The 18,868-nt window shown below is 68.7% G+C and carries 22 protein-coding genes; 10 read left to right on the forward strand and 12 right to left on the reverse strand.

Annotation, left to right across the window (positions count from 1 at the left end):
• The 9 genes from WM2015_RS15150 to WM2015_RS15190 all read left to right on the forward strand — a co-directional run bounded on the left by WM2015_RS15150 (position 1) and on the right by WM2015_RS15190 (position 8,514).
• Positions 1-639, forward strand: coding sequence for a hypothetical protein (locus WM2015_RS15150; RefSeq protein ID WP_156201294.1), 639 nt, complete (start codon positions 1-3; stop codon positions 637-639).
• Complete coding sequence (locus WM2015_RS15155; RefSeq protein ID WP_049726851.1) at positions 636-1,967, forward strand: AMP-binding protein; 1,332 nt, start codon at positions 636-638, stop codon at positions 1,965-1,967. The genes WM2015_RS15150 and WM2015_RS15155 overlap by 4 nt, the downstream gene beginning before the upstream one ends.
• Positions 1,964-2,269, forward strand: a complete 306-nt coding sequence (locus tag WM2015_RS15160; RefSeq protein WP_049726852.1) for an ApeI family dehydratase — start codon at positions 1,964-1,966, stop codon at positions 2,267-2,269. The genes WM2015_RS15155 and WM2015_RS15160 overlap by 4 nt, the downstream gene beginning before the upstream one ends.
• Positions 2,253-3,194 carry a lysophospholipid acyltransferase family protein gene (locus WM2015_RS15165; protein ID WP_049726853.1) on the forward strand — a complete coding sequence of 314 codons (942 nt, stop codon included), beginning with the start codon at positions 2,253-2,255 and terminating at the stop codon, positions 3,192-3,194. Before WM2015_RS15160 ends, WM2015_RS15165 begins: the two co-directional genes overlap by 17 nt.
• Positions 3,139-3,714 carry a LolA-related protein gene (locus WM2015_RS15170; protein WP_156201296.1) on the forward strand — a complete coding sequence of 192 codons (576 nt, stop codon included), beginning with the start codon at positions 3,139-3,141 and terminating at the stop codon, positions 3,712-3,714. The genes WM2015_RS15165 and WM2015_RS15170 overlap by 56 nt, the downstream gene beginning before the upstream one ends.
• A complete protein-coding gene (locus WM2015_RS15175; RefSeq protein ID WP_049726855.1) occupies positions 3,711-5,978 on the forward strand; it encodes an MMPL family transporter in 2,268 nt (755 codons plus the stop codon). Before WM2015_RS15170 ends, WM2015_RS15175 begins: the two co-directional genes overlap by 4 nt.
• Complete coding sequence (locus WM2015_RS15180) at positions 5,975-6,409, forward strand: hotdog family protein (protein WP_049726856.1); 435 nt, start codon at positions 5,975-5,977, stop codon at positions 6,407-6,409. The genes WM2015_RS15175 and WM2015_RS15180 overlap by 4 nt, the downstream gene beginning before the upstream one ends.
• Complete coding sequence (gene fabG / locus WM2015_RS15185; RefSeq protein WP_049726857.1) at positions 6,406-7,161, forward strand: 3-oxoacyl-ACP reductase FabG; 756 nt, start codon at positions 6,406-6,408, stop codon at positions 7,159-7,161. Before WM2015_RS15180 ends, fabG begins: the two co-directional genes overlap by 4 nt.
• 123 nt (positions 7,162-7,284) lie before the next feature.
• Positions 7,285-8,514 carry a DUF418 domain-containing protein gene (locus tag WM2015_RS15190; RefSeq protein WP_049726858.1) on the forward strand — a complete coding sequence of 410 codons (1,230 nt, stop codon included), beginning with the start codon at positions 7,285-7,287 and terminating at the stop codon, positions 8,512-8,514.
• 13 nt (positions 8,515-8,527) lie between these two features.
• On the opposite strand, the gene WM2015_RS15195 is transcribed toward WM2015_RS15190, so the two are convergent.
• The 3 genes from WM2015_RS15195 to WM2015_RS16095 all read right to left on the reverse strand — a co-directional run bounded on the left by WM2015_RS15195 (position 8,528) and on the right by WM2015_RS16095 (position 13,051).
• Positions 8,528-10,669 (reverse strand): AsmA family protein, encoded by a 2,142-nt coding sequence (locus tag WM2015_RS15195; protein ID WP_049726859.1) that lies wholly within the window; start codon positions 10,667-10,669, stop codon positions 8,528-8,530.
• Positions 10,670-10,700: 31 nt separating this feature from the next.
• The gene (locus tag WM2015_RS15200) at positions 10,701-12,353 is read right to left on the reverse strand and encodes a hypothetical protein (protein WP_049726860.1); all 1,653 of its coding nucleotides are present in this window, start codon (positions 12,351-12,353) and stop codon (positions 10,701-10,703) included.
• An 80-nt stretch (positions 12,354-12,433) separates the two neighbouring features.
• Positions 12,434-13,051 carry a hypothetical protein gene (locus WM2015_RS16095; protein WP_049726861.1) on the reverse strand — a complete coding sequence of 206 codons (618 nt, stop codon included), beginning with the start codon at positions 13,049-13,051 and terminating at the stop codon, positions 12,434-12,436.
• 195 nt (positions 13,052-13,246) lie between these two features.
• On the opposite strand from WM2015_RS16095, the gene WM2015_RS15210 reads away from it, so the two are divergent.
• Positions 13,247-14,728 carry an alkaline phosphatase family protein gene (locus WM2015_RS15210; protein ID WP_049726862.1) on the forward strand — a complete coding sequence of 494 codons (1,482 nt, stop codon included), beginning with the start codon at positions 13,247-13,249 and terminating at the stop codon, positions 14,726-14,728.
• On the opposite strand, the gene WM2015_RS15215 is transcribed toward WM2015_RS15210, so the two are convergent.
• The 9 genes from WM2015_RS15215 to WM2015_RS15250 all read right to left on the reverse strand — a co-directional run bounded on the left by WM2015_RS15215 (position 14,722) and on the right by WM2015_RS15250 (position 18,864).
• Positions 14,722-15,153: a DUF3465 domain-containing protein gene (locus WM2015_RS15215; protein WP_049726863.1), complete on the reverse strand. Its 432-nt coding sequence runs from the start codon at positions 15,151-15,153 to the stop codon at positions 14,722-14,724. The two genes, WM2015_RS15210 and WM2015_RS15215, sit on opposite strands and share 7 nt — an antisense overlap.
• A 16-nt stretch (positions 15,154-15,169) precedes the next feature.
• Entirely contained in the window at positions 15,170-15,610 is a 441-nt protein-coding gene (locus tag WM2015_RS15220; RefSeq protein WP_049726864.1) for a styrene oxide isomerase, read from the reverse strand.
• Positions 15,611-15,696: 86 nt separating this feature from the next.
• The gene (locus tag WM2015_RS15225) at positions 15,697-16,158 is read right to left on the reverse strand and encodes a methyltransferase family protein (RefSeq protein WP_049726865.1); all 462 of its coding nucleotides are present in this window, start codon (positions 16,156-16,158) and stop codon (positions 15,697-15,699) included.
• A 27-nt stretch (positions 16,159-16,185) separates the two neighbouring features.
• Positions 16,186-16,644 carry a hypothetical protein gene (locus WM2015_RS15230; RefSeq protein WP_049726866.1) on the reverse strand — a complete coding sequence of 153 codons (459 nt, stop codon included), beginning with the start codon at positions 16,642-16,644 and terminating at the stop codon, positions 16,186-16,188.
• Positions 16,641-17,126 carry a cupin domain-containing protein gene (locus tag WM2015_RS15235; protein ID WP_211260944.1) on the reverse strand — a complete coding sequence of 162 codons (486 nt, stop codon included), beginning with the start codon at positions 17,124-17,126 and terminating at the stop codon, positions 16,641-16,643. The genes WM2015_RS15230 and WM2015_RS15235 overlap by 4 nt, the downstream gene beginning before the upstream one ends.
• 9 nt (positions 17,127-17,135) lie before the next feature.
• A complete protein-coding gene (locus WM2015_RS15240) occupies positions 17,136-17,495 on the reverse strand; it encodes a VOC family protein (protein ID WP_049726867.1) in 360 nt (119 codons plus the stop codon).
• 75 nt (positions 17,496-17,570) lie between these two features.
• On the reverse strand, positions 17,571-17,660 hold the full coding sequence (locus WM2015_RS16300; RefSeq protein ID WP_221293535.1) for a DUF1653 domain-containing protein: 90 nt from the start codon (positions 17,658-17,660) through the stop codon (positions 17,571-17,573).
• Positions 17,661-17,669: 9 nt separating this feature from the next.
• On the reverse strand, positions 17,670-18,152 hold the full coding sequence (locus tag WM2015_RS15245) for a hypothetical protein (protein WP_049726868.1): 483 nt from the start codon (positions 18,150-18,152) through the stop codon (positions 17,670-17,672).
• Positions 18,153-18,186: 34 nt separating this feature from the next.
• Entirely contained in the window at positions 18,187-18,864 is a 678-nt protein-coding gene (locus WM2015_RS15250) for a YoaK family protein (protein ID WP_049726869.1), read from the reverse strand.
• Positions 18,865-18,868: the final 4 nt, after the last annotated feature.

An 18,868-nucleotide genomic window follows, 5' to 3' on the forward strand; every position in this document is an offset into this window, starting at 1 on the left:
GTGAGCGCGAGCCACCCGGTTCCAGCCGCCATGCCCGTCTGGCGGGTCGCCGCGCTGGCGGGCTACCCCGCCATCATCATCATCGCTCTTGTCCTCGGCCAGCCTCAGTGGCGGGCCCTGGCCATGCCGCTGTTGGCGATCGCCCTGGTCGGCCCCTGGCCGGCGAGCCTGCCCGGCCGTGCGCTGCTGGTCCTGACCCTGGGCCTGGCCCTGGCCGTGATCGCCTGGCCCTCGCTCGCACTCTGGCCGCCCGGTCTGATCTGCCTGAGCTTTGCCGCCTGGTTCGGCGTCTCCCTGTTGCCGGGTCGCCGACCGCGAATCCAGCAATTCGCGACCCTCGCCCTGGAAGCGCACCAGGAGCATCTGCCGGTCGATTCGGACCGCTGGCTGCGCGGCTGGACCTGGCTGTGGACCCTCGCCCTGACCGCCTTCGCCCTCGTCGCGCTGCTGCTGGCCTGGCAGGACCGGGCCTCGCTCTGGTTGCTCTGGGTCGTGGCCGGCATGCCCGTACTGATGATCACCCTGCTGCTCGGCGAACACTATCTGCGACGCTGGCGCTTTCCCGAACAGCCGCGCTGGTCGGCACTGTACTTCCTGCGCACGGTCGCCCGCATCCAGCCCGGGCATTTGAAGCCATGAGCGATCTGCCGCTGATCGAACGCGCGCTGGACGACGTGCTGCTCCACCTTCACGATCAGGAGCTCAGCGTCGCCGCCTACCTCGGCCGCGCCATGGCCCTGTCGGCGCAATTGCCGCCCCGGACGCCGGTCGTCAATCTCTGCCAGAACCGGGGGCATTTCAGCATCGGCTTTGCCGCCGTGCTGCTGGCCGGCGGCCACAACCTGCTGCCGGCCAATCGCCTGCCGGCCACCATCGACGCCTTGCTCGAACAGCATCCCGGGGCCTGCGTACTGGCCGACTGCGCAATGGACCGGCTCAGCGTTCCGGTGATCCACCCGGCGGACGTCGATTCATCCAGCCTGGCCGACCGGATTCCATCGATTCCCGCCCATCAGCTGGCCGCCGTGGTCTTCACCTCCGGCAGCACGGGTGCGTCCTCTCGAATCCTGAAGCCCTGGGCGACCCTGTATCACAGCGCCCGGCTCAATCAGGCGAGCTTCGGGCCCAGGCATCCGGTGCACGCCCTGGCCACCGTGCCGCCGCAGCACATGTGGGGCCTGGAAACCTCGGTGCTGCTGCCCTGGTTCGCTCCGATCACGATGCACGATGCCCAGCCCTTCTTCGCCGCCGACATCGTCGCCTCGCTCCAGCAGCTGCCCGAGCCGCGCGTGCTGATCAGCGCCCCGGTGCACCTGCGAGTCCTCGACGAGGCCGACAGCGAGCTGCCGAAGCTCGAGACCATCTACTCCGCCACCGCTCCGCTGAGTCCGAAGCTGGCCCAGCGCCTCGAATCCGGCACCGGCTCGGAAGTCCGCGAGATCTACGGTTGTTCCGAAACCGGTTGCCTGGCGCAACGCCGCAGCGCTCGCGGTGAAGGGTGGACCCCGTTCGCTGGCTTCGAGTTCGACGGCGGGCCTCGTCGCTTTCGAGTGCGGGCGGATCATCTGCCCGAGACCGTCGAATTGATGGACGAACTGGCCTTCGATGCGCAGGGCCGCTTCGAGCTGATCGGTCGAAGCAGCGATCTGGTCAACGTCGCCGGCAAGCGCGCATCCCTGGCCGAACTCACCCGCATCCTGCTCGACATCCCCGGCGTCGTCGATGGCGTGATCTTCCAGCCCCCGGCACAGCGCGAGGGCCGGGTCGAACGCCTCGCCGCCCTGGTCGTGGCCCCCGGCCTGGACGCAGCCAGCCTGCGCGCGCGCCTCGCCGAGCGAATCGACGCGGCCTTCCTGCCGCGACCCCTGCGCCTGGTCGAGGCCCTGCCGCGCGCCGAATCCGGCAAGCTGCCACAGCATGCCCTGATGGACTTCTTCCGACAGCACGCCGAACCGGCCCGCGCATGAACGTCTCCGAGACCTGGTCCATGCCGGCCGATCATCCGGCCCTGCCCGGCCATTTCCCCGGCCAGCCGATCGTGCCCGGCGTGGTGCTGCTGGCCGAAGCCGTACGCCTGGCCCGAGCGCGGCTGGGCCTGGCCGAGGGCGCGCTGTCCTGGCAGCGGGTGAAGTTCCTGGCCCCGGTGCGTCCGGAGCAGCGCGTTCAGTTCGAGCTCGAGGGCGACGCCAACCGATTCACCTTCACCATCACCGACGCCGACGGTCAGCCGATCGCGCGTGGACAGGCCCGCCATGAGCCACTGGCGTGATCGCCCAGAGGGCGGCAACCGCTTCTGGCTGGTCCTGATCCGCTGGGTGGTGCTGCATATCGGGCGAGGCTTCGCCCAACTCGGCATGTGGCCCACCAGCCTGTATTTCTTCCTGGTTCGCGGCGAAGAGCGACGCGCCTCGCGGGCCTGGCTGCACCAGGCCGAGGCACCGATCCGGGGCTGGCGGGGCGTGCTGATCCACATCTACACCTTCGCCATCACCATCGTCGACCGGGTGCTGTTTCTCTCCGGACGGGATCGCGCCCTGCAGGTCGAAGCGGTCGGCATCCCCGAGCTGCACGCGGGCCTGTCCGAAGGTCGAGGGGCCATCCTGCTCGGCTCCCACCTGGGGAGCTTCGAGGCGATCCGCGTGTTCAGCCGTCAGGCACCCCCCGAGTTCCGCCAGCTCAAGGTGGTCATGGACGTGGCCCAGAATTCCCTGATCACCCAGGCCCTGGAAGAGATCAATCCGGGTATTCGTGAAACGGTGATCGACGCGCGGCAACCGGGCCCCCAGATCATGCTCGAGGCCGCCGAGGTCGTCGGCCAGGGCGGCATGGTGGCCCTGCTGGCCGACCGCATCTACGGCGAGGAGGCCGCCGTCGAGGTGCCCTTCTTCGGCCGGCCCATGCGCCTGCCCCTGGCCCCCCTGGCGATGGCTGCCTCGCTGGACGTGCCCGTGTTTCTGGTCTTCGGCCTCTACGAAGGCCGCCGCCGCTATCGTCTGGTCTTCGAGCGCCTGCCCTTGCCCACCCTGGAGGGATCCGGACGACGGGAGCGACGTGAAAGATTGAACCAATGGGTGGCCGCCTATGCCCAACGTCTGGAACACTATGCGCGACGCTATCCCTACAACTGGTTCAACTTCTATGATGTCTGGTCTTCTGATCGCCCTGGTACTGGTGGCTCAGGCCAGCGCCGCTGAGCCTGCGGCGCCGGAGCCGCTCGACCCCGCCCCGATCCTGGACGCCCTGGACCTGAGCGGCGAGGAGGTCGCCTTCACCGAAACCCGGGCTTCGGGCCTGCTCAGCGAGCCGCTGGAAGTCCAGGGCCTGCTGCGCCGCGAGGCCGAAGATCGTCTCGTCCGCGAAACCACCACGCCCAGCGAGGAAACCCAGATTCTTGGCGCCGACTTCGTCGAACTCCGCCGCGCCAATGGCCATCGCCGCCGCTTCAGCCTCGATCGCGCGCCAGAGCTCGCCGCCCTGCGCTCGGTACTGCTGGCCCTGCTCGACGGCCAGGCCAGTCGACTCGAGGATCGTTTCGAGATCAGCGCCCGGGGCGGCGACGAGGCATGGACCCTCGAACTCCGGCCGCGCGACCCACAGCTGGCCGAGCGGGTCACCCGCCTGCTGCTCGGCGGGCAAGCCAGCCGCCTCGACAGCCTGACGCTCCAGCTCAGCGATGGCGACGAGATTCTGACCCGCTTCGATCCGGACCGATGAAGCGTCTGATTCTGCCGACCCTGTTGCTGGCCGCACTCGCGGCGCTGGCCGTGATGGCCGTGCGGGCCCTGGATCTGGACTACCGCATCGACGCCTTTCTGCCCGTCCCCGCCGATCCGGACCAGGCCCTGGTCGTCGATCAGATCGGCGCCGGTCCGGGTGCCCGGATGATCCTCGTGGCCCTGACCGGCGCATCGGCGGGCGAACTGGCCACAATCAGTGATGAACTGGCCGAACGCTGGCGCCGGATCGACGGCGTGCAGAGCGTTCGCAACAGCAATGCTCTGCCCGATGAGGACACCCTCGATCGCTTGATGCGCGCACGCTTCCTGCTCGTCGACGACATTCCCGAGCGGCTCGGCCCCACCGCCCTGGAGCAAGCGCTCGATGAGCGCCTGTCCGATCTCGCCCTGGGCGGCCGCCAGGTCGAGGCGCTGGTCCGGCGAGATCCCCTCGGCCTGATTCCCGAACTGGCCGACCGGCTGGCCCCGGCGACGACGCCGGCGAGCTTCGATGGGGTCTGGTTCGACGCTGCCCATGAACGCGCCCTGCTGCTGGTCGAAAGCGGCCATCCGGCCTTCGACAGCGAGGCCCAGTCGGCCCTGGTCGGCCAGCTGCGGGAGACCTTCGACGAGCTCGCGCCAGAAGCGATGCAGCTGACCCTCGCCGGGCCGGTGATCATCGGCCTCGACAGCGCCGAGCGCTCCCGCAGCGAGGCCACGCGCCTGAGCATCATCGGCAGCGCCTTCCTGCTGCTCGTCCTGATCCTGGCCTGGCGTTCGGCCTCGCTGCTGATCGCCGGCGCCCTGCCGCTGGCCGCCGGCGTGGTCGCCGGCCTGGCCACGGTCGCCCTGGCCTTCGACCGGGTCCATGGCCTGACGCTCGCCTTCGGCTTCACCCTGCTGGGCGTGGTGCTCGACTACCCCGTCCACCTGTTCGGCCACGCCGCCGGTCGCCGCCTCGATCAGGCGGCCCGCGAGATCGCCGGCCCGCTGCTGCTGGGCGCGGCCAGTACCCTGATCGCCTACCTCGCCATCTGGTCCTCGACCAGCAGTGGCCTGGCCCAGCTCGGCGCCTTTTCAGCCGCCGGCCTGACGGCCGCCGCCCTGACCACCCTGCTGCTGCCCTGGCTGGGCTTGAGCGCACCGAACCGGCTGATCCGCCGGCCACCGCCGCGCCTCCACCAACCCCTGCTGGTCTGGCTGGCCGCCATCCTCGCGCTGGGCTGGCTCGCCTGGCAGGGCGAGGCCCGCTGGTCCAGCGATCTATCACGCCTGAGCCCCGTGGATCGGCAGCTGCTGGCCGACGACATCGAACTTCGCCAGGCCCTGGGCGCCGGCAACGTCGGACAACTGCTCGTCCTGAGCGCGCCGGACCGCGACCGGGTCCTGGCCGAGACCGAGGCCGTCGTGGCCCAGCTCCGGGAGGCACGAGCGATGGGTCTCATCACCGCCTGGCAGAGTCCGACCGATCTGTTGCCGAGTTCGAGAACGCAGGCGGAACGCCGGGCCGCCTGGCCGACGGCGGACTGGATGGCCACCGCCCTGGCCGAGGCCGAGCCTCGCTTCCAGCCGCAGGCCTTCCAGCCCTTCCTGGAGGATCTCGATGCCCTGGCCGCATTGCCCGAACTCGATCCGGACTACTGGCGCGGCAGCGGTCTGGCCGGCCGCATCGACGGCCTGCTGAGCCCGGTCGAGGACGGCTGGCGGGCGCTGATCCTCCCGGTCGGACTGGACGATCCGGACGCATTCCGTTCCTGGCTGGCCGAGCGCGGTTCGAAGGCTCGCCTGGTCGAACTGCGCCAGGTCTCCGAGTCGATGGTCGAGGCCTATCGCATGGAAGCGGGCCAGCGCCTGTTGCTGGCCGCCGCACTGATCGCCGGCCTGATCCTGCTCCGGCTCAGGAACCTCCGCGATACCCTGGCCGTGATCGCCCCGCCCCTGGCGGCCGCCCTGTGCACGGCGGCGATCATGAGCAGCTGGCATTCGGGCCTGAGCATCGTGCACCTGATCGGCCTGCTGCTGGCCGCCGGCATCGGTCTGGATTTCGCCCTGTTCAACCGGATGATGGCCCGGCGCAGCGAGTCCGGCCAACGGACCCGCCGCGCCCTGCTGGTCTGCGCCATCTCCAGCGGCGGCGTCTTCCTGATCCTCGGCCAGTCGACGATCGGCATGCTCGACATGCTCGGCCTGACCGTGGCCACCGGGGTTCTGCTATCTTGGCTCTTCGCCCGCCTGACCAGCGCTCCGCCCGCTTCACGATGAACCGATCCATCGCCGACCTCGTGCCCCACGCCGGGCGCATGGTGCTCCTCGACGAGCTCGTCGACGTCGACTCCGAAGGCATCCATTGCCGCGCCCGAACGGGCGTGCCGGCAGACCACCCACTGGCCCTCGATGGACGCCTGCCCGCCGAGGCCCTGGCCGAATACGGCGCGCAGGCCATCGCCGTGCACGGCGGCCTGCTGGGCGACGCGGATGCCGCGCCACGGCCTGGCCGCCTCGTCGCCCTCGGCCGCCTGGCCCTGAGCGTCAGCGGGCTCGATCAGGACACGGAACTGAACGTGACCGCACAACGTCTGGCCGGAGACGAGGACGGGCAGATCTATGACTTCCGGGTCGAAGACGCCCAACGTCGCCTGCTCGCCGAAGGCCGAGCGACGATCATGTTCGCCAGGGAGGAAGACAGCGAATGAAACGCCGCACCGCCAAGCGCCCGGAACACTGTCGCGCCCTGGTCACCGGCGGCTCCGGCGACCTCGGCCAGGCCATCTGTCGAAGGCTGGCGGGAGAGGGCCTCGAGCTGATCGTGCATGCCGCCAGCCGCCTCGAGCGCGCCGAGCAGACCGCCGAGGCCATCCGTGCCGAGGGCGGACGGGCCCAGGCCGTCCAGTTCGACCTGGCCGACGCCGAGGCCACCGCTGCCGCCATGACAGCACTGACCGCTGAGGCACCGATCGGCATCGTCGTCCACAACGCCGGCCTGCACCAGGACGCGCCCATGGCCGGCATGAGCGAAGACGCCTGGCGCCGCGTCATGGCGGTCAATCTCGACGGCTTCTTCCGGGTCGTGCAACCGACCCTGCTGGGCATGTCCAGGCTGCGCTTCGGTCGCGTCATCGCCATTTCCAGCGTGGCCGCACGCCTGGGCAACCGGGGCCAGGCCAACTACGCCGCGGCCAAGGCCGGCCTGCACGGGGCGATCCTCTCCCTGAGCCGGGAAATGGCCGGCCGCGGCCTGAGCTTCAACACCATCGCACCCGGCCTGATCGACACCGGCATGATCGAGGCCGAGCAGATCGAGGCCACCCTGCCCCTGATCCCGGCCGGGCGCATCGGCCAGCCCGATGAAGTCGCCGCGCTGGTCGCCTTCCTCTGCCGCGACGAGGCGGCCTACATCAACGCACAGATGATCGGCATCGACGGCGGCATGGCGGCCGGCCACTGAGCTCGCCTGTACGCTGAGGATGTGCGACCGAGCGAAACGCCGCGGATCCGAGTGACCACCGACACCTGACAGCGGCGGGCCGCCGGGTTGATAATCAGGGCTCGACGCCGTGGGGAGCCCAAGATGAGCACCAATGCCATGCATCCGGTCCTGGACCGGCATATCCACCTCGACGTGCTGCGCGGCTTTGCCCTGCTCGGCATCCTGCTGGTCAATTTCGAGTGGTTCACCCGCCCGATGCAGGCGATCATGCTCGGCTCGGAGCCCGGCCTCGCGCCGATCGATCAGGCGGCCGATGCGCTGGTGACGATCTTCGGCGAGGGCAAGTTCTATCCGATCTTTTCGATGCTGTTCGGCGCCGGCTTCGCCCTGATGGCCGACCGCGCCATGCGGCGCGCGGCCCCCTTCTGGGGCGTCTACCTGCGCCGCCTGCTGATCCTGATGGTTTTCGGCCTGGTCCACAGCCTGCTGATCTGGTCCGGCGACATCCTGCTGATCTATGCGATCGCCGGCGGCTTCATGTGCCTGTTCTTCAGTCGGACGCCGGAACGACGGCTGTGGAAATGGGCGCTGTTCTTCATTGCCTTGCCCCTGCTGCTGATGTGGGGCGCCAGCGCCATGGTGAGCCTGGCCAATACGCAGCCGGAGCTGCGCACCGAGCTTGCCGCAGAGTTCGCGGCCGACGAGCGCAATCTGCTGGACACCGTGGCCCGGGCAGAGACGATTCATGCCGAGGGGAGTTTCGCCGACAACGTCGTCCAGCGCCTCGACGATCTGCGCTTCAAGCTGGTCTATTTCCTGTTCTGGGCCACCCCGGTGATCGGCTACTTCCTGATCGGCCGCTGGCTGATCGTCTCCGACCGCCTGACCCACCCGCAGGATCACCAGCTCTACTTCCGCCGATGGCGCGCCCGCGGGCTCAGCCTGGGCCTCGTTCTGGCCGTGGCGGCCTGGTTCCTGATGCAGGACATCAACGCGATGGTGCCGAGCCTGGGCGCGGCATTGGGCACGACCCTGGTCACCCTGGCGGGTCTATTGATGGCGCTGGGCTACCTGTCGGCCGTGACCCTGGCCGCCGAGCGGCTGCGAGTCCTGGCCCCGGCCGGGCAGATGGCGCTCAGCAACTACCTGATCCAGTCCCTGATCTGGACCTGGCTGATCTACGGCCACGGCCTGGGCCTGTGGGGCGAGATTCCGCGCTGGTCGCAGATTCCCCTGGCACTGGGCTTCTTCGCCCTGCAGGTCGCCTTCTCGCACTGGTGGCTGGCGAGGTTCCGCTACGGCCCGGCCGAGTGGCTGTGGCGCAGCCTGACCTACTGGGAGCGCCAGCCCATGCGGCGCGTTGCCCACTAGGATTGCACGAGCCTCAGGGCCGAGGCGGCGGTTCCGGGGTCGCCTCGTCTTCGGACTCCGCCTCTTCCTCGGGCGTGTCGTCACGGCTCCGTTCGAGCAGGGTCCGGAGCAGCAGCTGACTGGTTCGCTCCCGGCGCTCGGGCGGCGGCTCGCTCGTTTCGGCCTCCGAATCCTCGGCTGCCCCGGAACGATCCGTCTCGGGAACATCGGCGTCCGACGCACCTTCGCGCTCGCCATCCTGGCCTGAATCGCGTGGCTGGTCAGCCTCGTCATCCCGCGGTTCCTGACGATCCTCGAGCGCGCGACGCAGCTGCTCCTCGAGCAGGTTCCGGCCCGCGTCCTGGACGAAGCGTTCGAGGTCCACGCTCAAGGTCGGCGCCGCCACCGATCCGGCGATCATGAGCGGCACGCGTCCCCCCGTGGCCTGACGCAGGGCCCGTGGCAGACGCGCAAGCAGTTCGGGTCCGAGGTCCAGCACCATGCGGTACTCGACCCGGTCGGCGGCGAAGTCGATCCGGCCGCTGCCGGTCGCACCGTAGCCCGCCGCGGCGAGATTCAGATTCGGCAGCTCGATCACCCCGTCACGCACGGTGATGCCGGCCCCGAAGGTCTCGAACTCCGTGCGACCCCCGAAGGCGCGGCTGATGTTGGCCAGGTTGGAGCTGGTCAGCTCCTCTTCGATCAGGGTGCGCAGATTGACCCCCTCGATCGCCCCGCCCTCGATCTCGATCCGGCCTTCGCCGTTCATCGTGGCCAGGATGCTGCGCGGATCCAGACCCTGGAAATCGAGCTGCAGCTGCAGGTCACCCAGGCCGCTCAGTGGCGCGTCACGCCCGCTCAGCGCCGCGACGCGGGCCACCGCCACGTCCACCAATTGCGGCTGCATCGACACGCTGGGCGGCTGGGTCCGGAAATCGATCGTGACCCGGGCATCGGCCTGACCACCGAACAGACCGGCGCGCATCGGCGACAGCAGCAGCTGCCCATCGCGCAGACGGGCCACGGTTTCCACTTGCTCGAAGCGCATCGCCTCGGACAGGATCAGCTCGTCCAGATCGAGATCGAAGCTCAGATCGAGACCCTCGAGGACCGGCGGCGTCGACGGACCCGCGCCCTCGGCCGGCGGCGCGTCCGTATCGCTTGTCGCATCGGCCATCATCGACCGCAGGTCCAGGGCCTGACCGCGCACGGCCAGCTCGGCCACGACTTCGTCACCGAGACGCAGGCGCCCGTCGGCCCGAAGGGTCTGACCGTCGATCGACAGCTGCGCGGCGTTCAGGCTCAGCGCCACGGTTTCATCCAGGCTCAGACGCAGCGGCTCGGCCAGGCTCAGACCCAGGGCGTGTCCGCCCGCATCGACCTCGACCTCGACGTCGGCCACACTGAGCTCGACCGGTGTGCCGAGTTCGATCACCACGGCCGCCTGCGCCCGCCCGTTCAGGGCGCCGTCCGGTCGGCTGAAGCCCAGATCGAGCCCGTCCACGCGCAGGCTGGACAGGTCGGCGGCCGCCGTCAATCGCCCGTCAAGGCGATCGATCAGGAGCTGATCGCCGGCATCATCGGCCAGACGGGCGCTGAGGGAGAACTCCGTCGCCTGCCCGGCCCGGAACGGCGCCAGATCCAGACGCTCGACCTCGATGCTCGAACGTGTGCCGGCGACCGGGTCGAGCTGGACCAGACGCAGATCTTCGATACTGAGCGCGCCGATCTGCACCTCCGACAGATCCGGACGGCCCGCCTCGGGGTCCGCCTCCCGCTCGGCCAGCAGGCCATCGAGATTGCTCTGGCCATCCGGCAGTCGGACCAGGGTCAGCTCCGTATCGGACAGGCTGATGGCACCGGTCTCCAGGCGACCGCGGATCAGCGGCATGACACGCACCGAGGCCACGGCGCGGCCGACCCGGGCCAATGGCGGTACGTCCTCGAAGCCGGTCGGATTGCCGACCTGGACCTGCTCGATCTCCAGCGCCAGCCAGGGAAAGACCCGCAGCGACATCGGGCCGTCCAGGCGCACCTCACGACCGAGGGTGTTCGACGCCCGCTCGGCGATCTCGTCCCGGTAGTCGTCGGGATCGATGATCAGCAGCGCCGCGATGGCCAGCACCACGAGCAGAACGATGAGGATGATCAGGCCCAGAATGAGCTTGCGAAACATGCCGTTGACCTCTTGGAAACGCGCCCGAGGCTCAGCTTAGCAGAGCGCGCCGTCGCAGGAACCAGAACAGGGCAAAGGCCAACAGTACCAGTCCGGCCGGGCCCAGCGCCGGCACGGGGAAGGCCGCTCCCGCAGGACCGAGATTGCTCAGGGCCACGCTGAGCACCCGGCCGGTCGCCGGGGCCTCGATGCTGACGGCATAGCTGCCCGGCAGGCCGTTGGCCTGCAGCGACAGGCTCAGCTGCCCCGCCCCGTCCGTGACCCCTTCGATGCTGCTCAGGCCGTTGGAAAACAGCACCGAGGCGCCCGCGCCCGGCGCGGTCAGACGCAGTAGGGACCCGGGCAGCGGCTGCCCCCACTGGTCGCGCACTTCGATGCGCAGCGGCAGCGCGAAGGCCTCTCCGATCGGCGCCGTCTGGTCCGCTCCTTCGAGGATGATCAGCTCGGCGGGCGCCGGTCCGAGAAAACGCCGCGCGTAGATCCCGAAACCGGATTCATCCTGACCGGCCGATTCCCAGACCGCCAGAAAGCCGCCGTCGGGCAGCCCCGTCAGGTCGGGAAAGTCCTGAAAGGCCTCGACCTCCTCGTGCACGACGAACTCGTCGCCGAGAAACTGCCCGTCGGCCGCCAGCCGTCGCGCCCGGATGCCCTGCTGCTCGAAGTCATCGGGCAGACTCTGCCAGGCGATCACGTAGTGGCCGAGGCCGTCGACGGTGATCGCCGGCAGGTCCTGAATGCCCTCGTCGAACTGGTTGACCTGCACCTCCGGTCCGAGCGGCAGGCAGTCGGGGCCGTAGCGGCGCGCCATGATGCGACGATAGACGAAGGAACTGAGGCCGCTGTTGTCCTGCCAGACCACGGCGAAGGCACCGTCCGGCCGCAGCGCGACCCGCGGCTGCGATTGCTGTCCCTGGGTCGCCTGATTGACCTGCACCTCGGCGGGACCCTGGCCGGCCGGATCGAGGCAACGCAGTACCACCCCCCAGTCGTTGCCGTCGATGGCGATGTCCTGCCAGACCAGCACCTGCGAACCATCCGGCCGCACCGCCAGGTCGGCCCGTCGCTGGGCTCCGGCGGTGATCGTGTTGCGCGTGGTCGGACTGTCCAGGGCCGTGCCGTCCGCGCCTGCAGCGTTGCCGAGGATATCGAAGTTGTCCGCCGTCACGGCCTCCCAGCTCAGGTGAACCCGGTCATCCTGGTCGATGCCCAGGCGGGGCAGGATCTGGGTCTGTCCCGTGCTCTCGCTGATGCGCCGATCTCCGGCCAGGGGCACCGCGTTCGCGTCGAATCGACGCAGGGAGATCACCGGATCGACGCTGAGCCGATCCGGGCCGTTCCAGGCCACCACGAAGGCACCATCCGGCGCCATGGCCAGGGCCTGGCCATCCTGGTTGCCGTCGTTGAAGACATTGATCCGGAATTCATCGCCCAGGAAGTCGGTCGCGGCATCCAGGCGCTGGGCATGGATGCCCCAGCCGGGCTGGTCCTGGTTGCGCGACTGCCAGATGACGACGCTGCGACCATCGGCGGCGCTGGCGACCAGAGGCACCCGCTGGTCGCCGAGCTCGAAGCTGTTGACCCTGAACTCCGGCGTGGCCAGGCCCTCGAAGGTCTGCGCCGACGCAACCCCGGCCAGGCAGCACAGCACCAGCGCGAGGGATTCTGGAAAAAGGACCGAACGCATGCAGACTGGCCATCGGTGACGAGGGCCGTCAGCATAGCAAGCTCCCGTCTAGGGAGCCACGCACAGGCTCCAGCGCTGGTTCAGAGGCCGAACCAGGCCATCACATAGCCTTCCATCAGTTCCTCGCGATGCGGCGACACCAGCGCCAGCACCTCATCGCTCACGGCCCGATTCGGCATCGGCGAGCCCTGCTCGCCGAAGGCCGTCACCGCCACCTGCTCACCCAGGGCCCGGAAGGTCTGATTGCGGGTCCATGCGTATTCCTCGAGGCTGAACTGATAGCGGTTCAGGGCATCGACCTGAGCACGTTTGGCGTCGATCAGCAGCCCGCCGAGATCGCGATAGGCGGTCACGATCTCGATCACATTGGCCTGCCGGCCGTCCTCCTTGATCTCCTGCTGGATCTGGTCCCAACGTGCGTCCAGCGCCTGCAGCTGACCCTGCAACTGGCTTCGCATGTCACGCTGCGCCACCAGGAAGCGCTGGAAGCGATCCGGGTCGAGCTGCCCATCGGCCGGCGGCTGGAAACCCTCCGTCCGCTCGATCTGCTCGTTGAGCTGCTGGTACTCGGTGGCGAACTCGCCCACTTCCGAGGCGAATTCCCAGGCCGGTTTGATGACGAAGAAATAGCCGGCCGTGCCTCCGCCAATGACCACGATGGCGATGACCGCCAAACAGCCGATCAGGAATTTCTGCATGTTCGTGTGCTCCAGGATCCAGTGTTCGATGCCTGCCCGGGCGACCCTGATGGAACGCTTCGAGGTCTCGCAATCCGGGCTTCTTGCGAGCTATTACGACAGGCGCGCGCATTTTGCGCCATCGAAGAGCTCGGGAAGCAGCTCCCCGCCTCGCTACAATCGACGGCCTGTCCCGCCCGATCGAGTAGGCCATCGATGACCCCGCGTGTTCTGCCCCTGCTTGTGGCTCTGCTCGTCACGGCCTGCTCCTCGCAATCGGCGCCCGAGGCGCGTCCCGCACCCCTGCTGCTGATTTCCATCGACGGCCTCCGCCACGATTACATCGACCTGACCGACACGCCCGCCCTCGACCGCCTCATCGCCGGCGGCCTGAAGGCCGATGGTCTGCAGCAGGTCTTCCCCAGCAAGACCTTTCCCACCCACTACAGCCTCGTGACGGGCCGACACCCGGGCAGCCACGGCGTGGTCGGCAACAACATGTGGGACCCGGCCCGGGACAGCCGCTTTCGACTGAGCGATCGCGAGGCCGTCAGCGATGGCTACTGGTACCAGGGCGGCGAGCCGATCTGGGTCACGGCCCAGCGCCAGGGCCTCAGCGCCGCCACCTACTTCTGGCCCGGCTCGGAGGCTCGCATCCACCGCGTCCGCCCGGACCACTGGAAACCCTACGCCGGCGACACGCCGCATGCCGAACGCATCGAACAGCTGCTGGCCTGGTTCGATCTGCCCATCGCCGAACGCCCGGACCTGTTCACGCTCTACTTCCATGCCGTCGACTCCGCCGGCCATGACGACGGGCCGGCCTCCCTGGAAGCGCTGACCGCCCTGAGCGAGATCGACGGCCACCTCGGCCGACTGCTGGACGGCCTGGAGGCCCGCGGCCTGCTCGGTCGCACGCACATCCTGCTCGTGTCCGATCACGGCATGGCCGAGATCGATCATGATCGCTACCTGTTCCTGGACGACTACCTCGACCTGTCCGGCCTGATCGTCTCCGATGCCGGACCGGCCGCGCAGATCTGGGCGATCGAGACGCCGGCCGAGGACATCGTCGCCGCGCTCCGGAACGCCCACCCGCGACTGCGCGTCTGGGCGCGCGAGGACATCCCCGAGCGCTACCAGTTCGGCCCCCACGCGCGCGTCCCCGACGTGCTCGCCGAGGCCGATCCGGGCTGGATGATCCATCGGCGCCGCGCCGAGCGAGCCCAGCGTTCTCCGAACGACCCCAGGGGCATGCACGGCTGGGACCCGGCCTTCCGCGACATGCACGGCGTCTTCCTGGCCCACGGCCCGACCTTCGCGGCCGGCAGCCGGGCCCCCACGGTCCGATCCGTCGATCTCTACGCCTTGATGAGTCACTTGCTGGGCATCGATCCGGCCGAGCACCAGGGCTCACTGAGACCCTTCAAGCCCTACTTCGATGCCGCGCCGCTCACCCCTGCCCATCGTTCCCTGCGCTGCGATGGAGCGGCCCCGATGCAGGTCGAGCTCGCGCCCAACCACCTCAGTCTGAAGCACGGCCTGCACGGCTACGTGCTGTTGCGGGAATTCGGGGACGACTCGGCGGCACGCTTTGCGGCACCCGGCCTGAAGCTCGAGTGGCGAGGGGAGCAGGCCTCCTTGAAGATCGATGAACAGCGCTTCGAAGACTGTCGTCTCGAGCCGACCGCTCACTGATAGCGTCGACCCTCGTGCTCCAGCCAGCCATCGACGTGGCGCCCCGCCGGATCGTGGTGGGTCCAGTGGATGATCCCGCCGCGTTCGTTCCAGACGTATTCCCCATAGAAGGCGACCCGATCGCCGGAGCGCAGCGCATCGATGCGGGGCGCCAGGTCGATGTTGTGCACCACCAGCACGGTCTGCCCGCCACCCACATCGAGAATGAAGCGCTGATGGCGTGAGCCGTCGTTGTCGTCGGTCAGCACGCGGACCACCCGACCCTCGCCCTGCACCTGTACGTCTTCCCAGCGCTGCGCGTAGGCCCGCGCCAGCGTGCCCGAAGTCGAGGGCGCCTGGACCAGACCCGGCAGCTGGCCTCGCTCGAACAGCACGACCAGGGCAATCAGCGCGAGCATGACGATGGTCGTGGACGTCCGCTTCATTCCCCTCATCCCCCGATCAATCCGGCTGCTCGTCACCGAGGGCCCGGGCGTCGGCCCCGCGCAGGCCCCAGAGGGACAGACTGACGGCCAGCAGCGAGGTCACGGCCACGCTGACCAGGCCGAGGCTCATGATCCACTCGGCCGCCGTGGGCCCGGTCCGGCCGGCGGCGGCGATCGGCGCCGCCCAGCCGGCACCCGTCAGCCCTCCGAACAGGACCGCCGCCCAGTTGGCGTAGCTGGAATAGACCCAGCAGCCGTAGTGCAGGCGCTGCTGTTGCCGAGACAATCGGAACACCGGCCAGATCGCACCGAGGGCGATCAGCAGTAGGCCACTGATCAATCCGATCGTGTGGGCAGACAGTCCGAGGCGGGGTATGGCCATGGCCTGCACCGCCAGACCACCGAGCAGGGCCAGCAGCAGCAGGACGAAGCCGTGTCGAATCAGGGGTCGATTCATGGAGCGGTGCGCTGTTCTTGGCGATCCCGATCAGCGGAATCCGGACCCGCAATGTAAGGGCAAGTCGGCCGGCACGGCAAGTCCGCTCATAACCAGCGCCGCACGCGGCGACAGTAGATGTCGAAGTCGGCCCCGAAACGCTCGCGCAGCGCGCGCTCTTCGGGGACGATCTGAAAGCGACTCAGCCACAGCATGCACAGGGGCACGGTGACGAGCGCCCAGAGGGAGCCGAGCCTGAAGGCCCAGGCCGCGAGCAGCAGGACGAAACCCAGATACATGGGGTTGCGGGTGAAGCGGTAGATGCCGGTGACCACCAGGGAAGAGGCGCCTTCCGGACGCGTCGGATCGACCGTGGTCCCGACGCGGGCGAAGGCCCGCAGCCCCGCCAGGCAGACGAACAGGCCCAGGGCGCCGAGAATGACCGTGCCCGCGTCCCAGACCGGCTCGGGCAGGACCGGGCCGGGCCAGCGGCCCGCCACCGCCCAGCCGGCTGCCCCGCACAGGGCGACCAGCAACACCGGCGGCAGACGCTTTTCAAGAACGCGCAAGACGTTCCCGCCTCTCGGGGCGCCTCGTCATCGGGGCAGGTAGCGCGCCGGCATTTCCAGCCCGGCCCGCTCGTCATCCCAGACCATGGCGCTGATCCGCCACCGCCCGTCGAGCTTGTAGAACTGGATGCTGTTGATGCCGCGCTTGAGCCGGATTTGCCGCTCGGCATCGGCGAAGGCCTCGTAGCTGCTGAAGACCTGGGCGATGCAGCCGAAGATCTCGATGCGGTTGCAGAGCTCCACCTCGTAGAAATCGCGGCCGCCCATCTTGGCCTCGAAATTGGCCGGGTAGTTGGCCACCGCGATGAACTCCGCCCGCGGCTGGCCATCGCCATCGATCACCGTGCGGATCATCCGCGCGTCCGGCAGAAACAGCTCGGCCTCTCGCCCCCAGTCGCGGGCCCGATCACCGGGGCCGGAAACCAGGGCATAGAGCTCGTCGATGACGGCCTGGATGCTCCCTCGATCGTCCATCGCCTCGCTCATCTTTCAGGGCCCGGCTCGATCAGGTGCACCAGCTCCGGGGCCAGCGCCAGAAGCGCCCGACCCAGGGCCGGCTGGGCGTCGATCATCTCGAAGTCCTCCCAGTCGAAGCCCGGACCGACCGTGCAGCCCATCAGCACGGGACCGTCCATCGGCTCGGCCGCCTGCCAGCTGCCGGCCGGGACGACGTGACAGTATCGCCCAACCCGCGAAGACAGCTCCAGACACTGCGGTGCTTCGCCGTCGCCCTGCCAGAGGTACAGACGCAGACCGCGACCACGATAGAGGTTCCAGACCTCGTCGGAGCCGACGCGGTGAAAGCGACTGTGCTCGCCAGCGTCGAGGGCGTAGTGGATATGGGTCAGGGCCTTGCGCACCGCGCCCCGATGGGTAATGACCTCGTCCGACGACTCGAACAGTCGCCGAAAGCGCCCGCCTTCGGGGTGGGCTTCCAGTTCGGCCATGGCTTCGGATGGGGCATCCATCGTCGGGCCTCAGGCCGCCGGCTCGGACCAGACGGCGAACTCGTTGCCGCTGGGGTCGGTGAAATGGAAACGCCGGCCACCGGGAAAGTCGAAGATCGGCTGAACGACCTCGCCCCCGGCCGCCTCGACCTTGGCCAGGGTCGACTCGAGATCGGCGGAGTAGAACACGATCAGCGCACTGCCATTGGCCGCTACCGCGACCCGATCCGAGCGGAAGAACCCGCCGTCCAGGCCCTGATCGGAAAAGGAACTGTAATCGGGACCGTAGTCGGTGAACTCCCAACCGAACACCCGGGAAAAGAAGCGCTTGCTGGCCTCCAGGTCCCGGGCCGGAAACTCGACGTAATTGATCTTCTCATGGGCAGGCACGGTGCGACTCCTGTTCAAAACGGCTCCCCGACCGAGACTAGCAGACCCGCCAGGGCATTCCCATGCCGGCCCGAATCAACCGCCGATCTTCTCGAAGCGCGGGCGCCATTCACCCTGGATCTCGACCTGCTCCGAGAACATCGGGAAGGGATCGAGTTCGGTCATGGTTCAAGCTCACATGCGACGGATGAAGGGAAGCCGCAATCCCCACCTCAGGACAAGCAGGGTCAGCGGCAGGACGATCAGGGCCCCGGAATAGAACCAGAAGAGTTTGCTGGCCAGATCACCGCCCTGAAAACCGGAGCCCGGTGCAAAACTGAAGCTCAGGTTTCCGGCCAGCAGCGTCGAGACGGGAACCCAGGCCAACGCGGCCCGGAAAGCAGCGCGGCTGACACGAGCGAGAGCGGCATCCAGGCGGGGCCAGCCTTGATTCGCGGGCACGAACAAAAGGACCGGTACGGCGGCCAGACCGATCAGGCCGAGCCAGGTGCTCAGGGTTCCGAAGGGAACCAGCGGCGCCGTCCACAGCACGGCGTTCAACCAGGGATGCCCCGTCACCAGCAGAGCCCCACTGAACGCCACGGCGACAAGGCTCACCGCCAGCGCCGGGGCACGCCAGCGGCGCGCCCTGCCCCGCCGGTACTCAACGCGAGCCATCAGCCTACAGAACCCGGACGCATTCGGACATTTCCTAGCCCTTCTCGGATCGGCCGCGCGTGCGCAACCAGTAGCCCCAGTACACCAGGGCCAGCGCGGCGGCACCGAAGGCGGGGAACAGCATGGCATGAAAGCCCACGCTCAGAAACAGCAGCGCGCCGATGCTTCCGCCGATGATGAAACCCAGAATCAGGAGCAGGTACAGCATGGCCCTGCGGGTGTTGAAGGCATGACCTCGAAACCAGGCGCCGAACATCGTGCCGAGATCCGTGAACAGGCCCGACACATGGGTGGTGCGAACCACCGCCCCGCTGTAGGTGCTCACCATGCCGTTCTGCAACCCGCAGGCCGCCGAGGCCAGGTAGTGGCCCGAGGTCGATCCCGCCAGCAGCGCCAGCATGGCGCCCAGCAGAAGCAGGGTCTCGATCAACAGGGCCACCCCGTAGCGGCGCCCCAATAGCAGGGCTTCCCCGCCCACCAGCGCGCCGGCAAGGGCCGCGCCGAGAACGAAGGCCAGTATGATGCCGAGCAGATGGATGCTGTCCGAGACGTCCAGTTCGGCCAGCGCCAGGCTCAACAGGGTGGAGGTGCCGGTCAGATGCGACACGGATTGATGCTCGAAGCCCAGCAGGCCGATGGCATTGGCCGCCCCGGCGATGCAGGCCAGCCAGAAGCCGCCGACCTCGACCCAGCGTGGTAGTCGGGTGATCACGCCC

Source organism: Wenzhouxiangella marina, assembly GCF_001187785.1.
Lineage (GTDB): Bacteria > Pseudomonadota > Gammaproteobacteria > Xanthomonadales > Wenzhouxiangellaceae > Wenzhouxiangella > Wenzhouxiangella marina.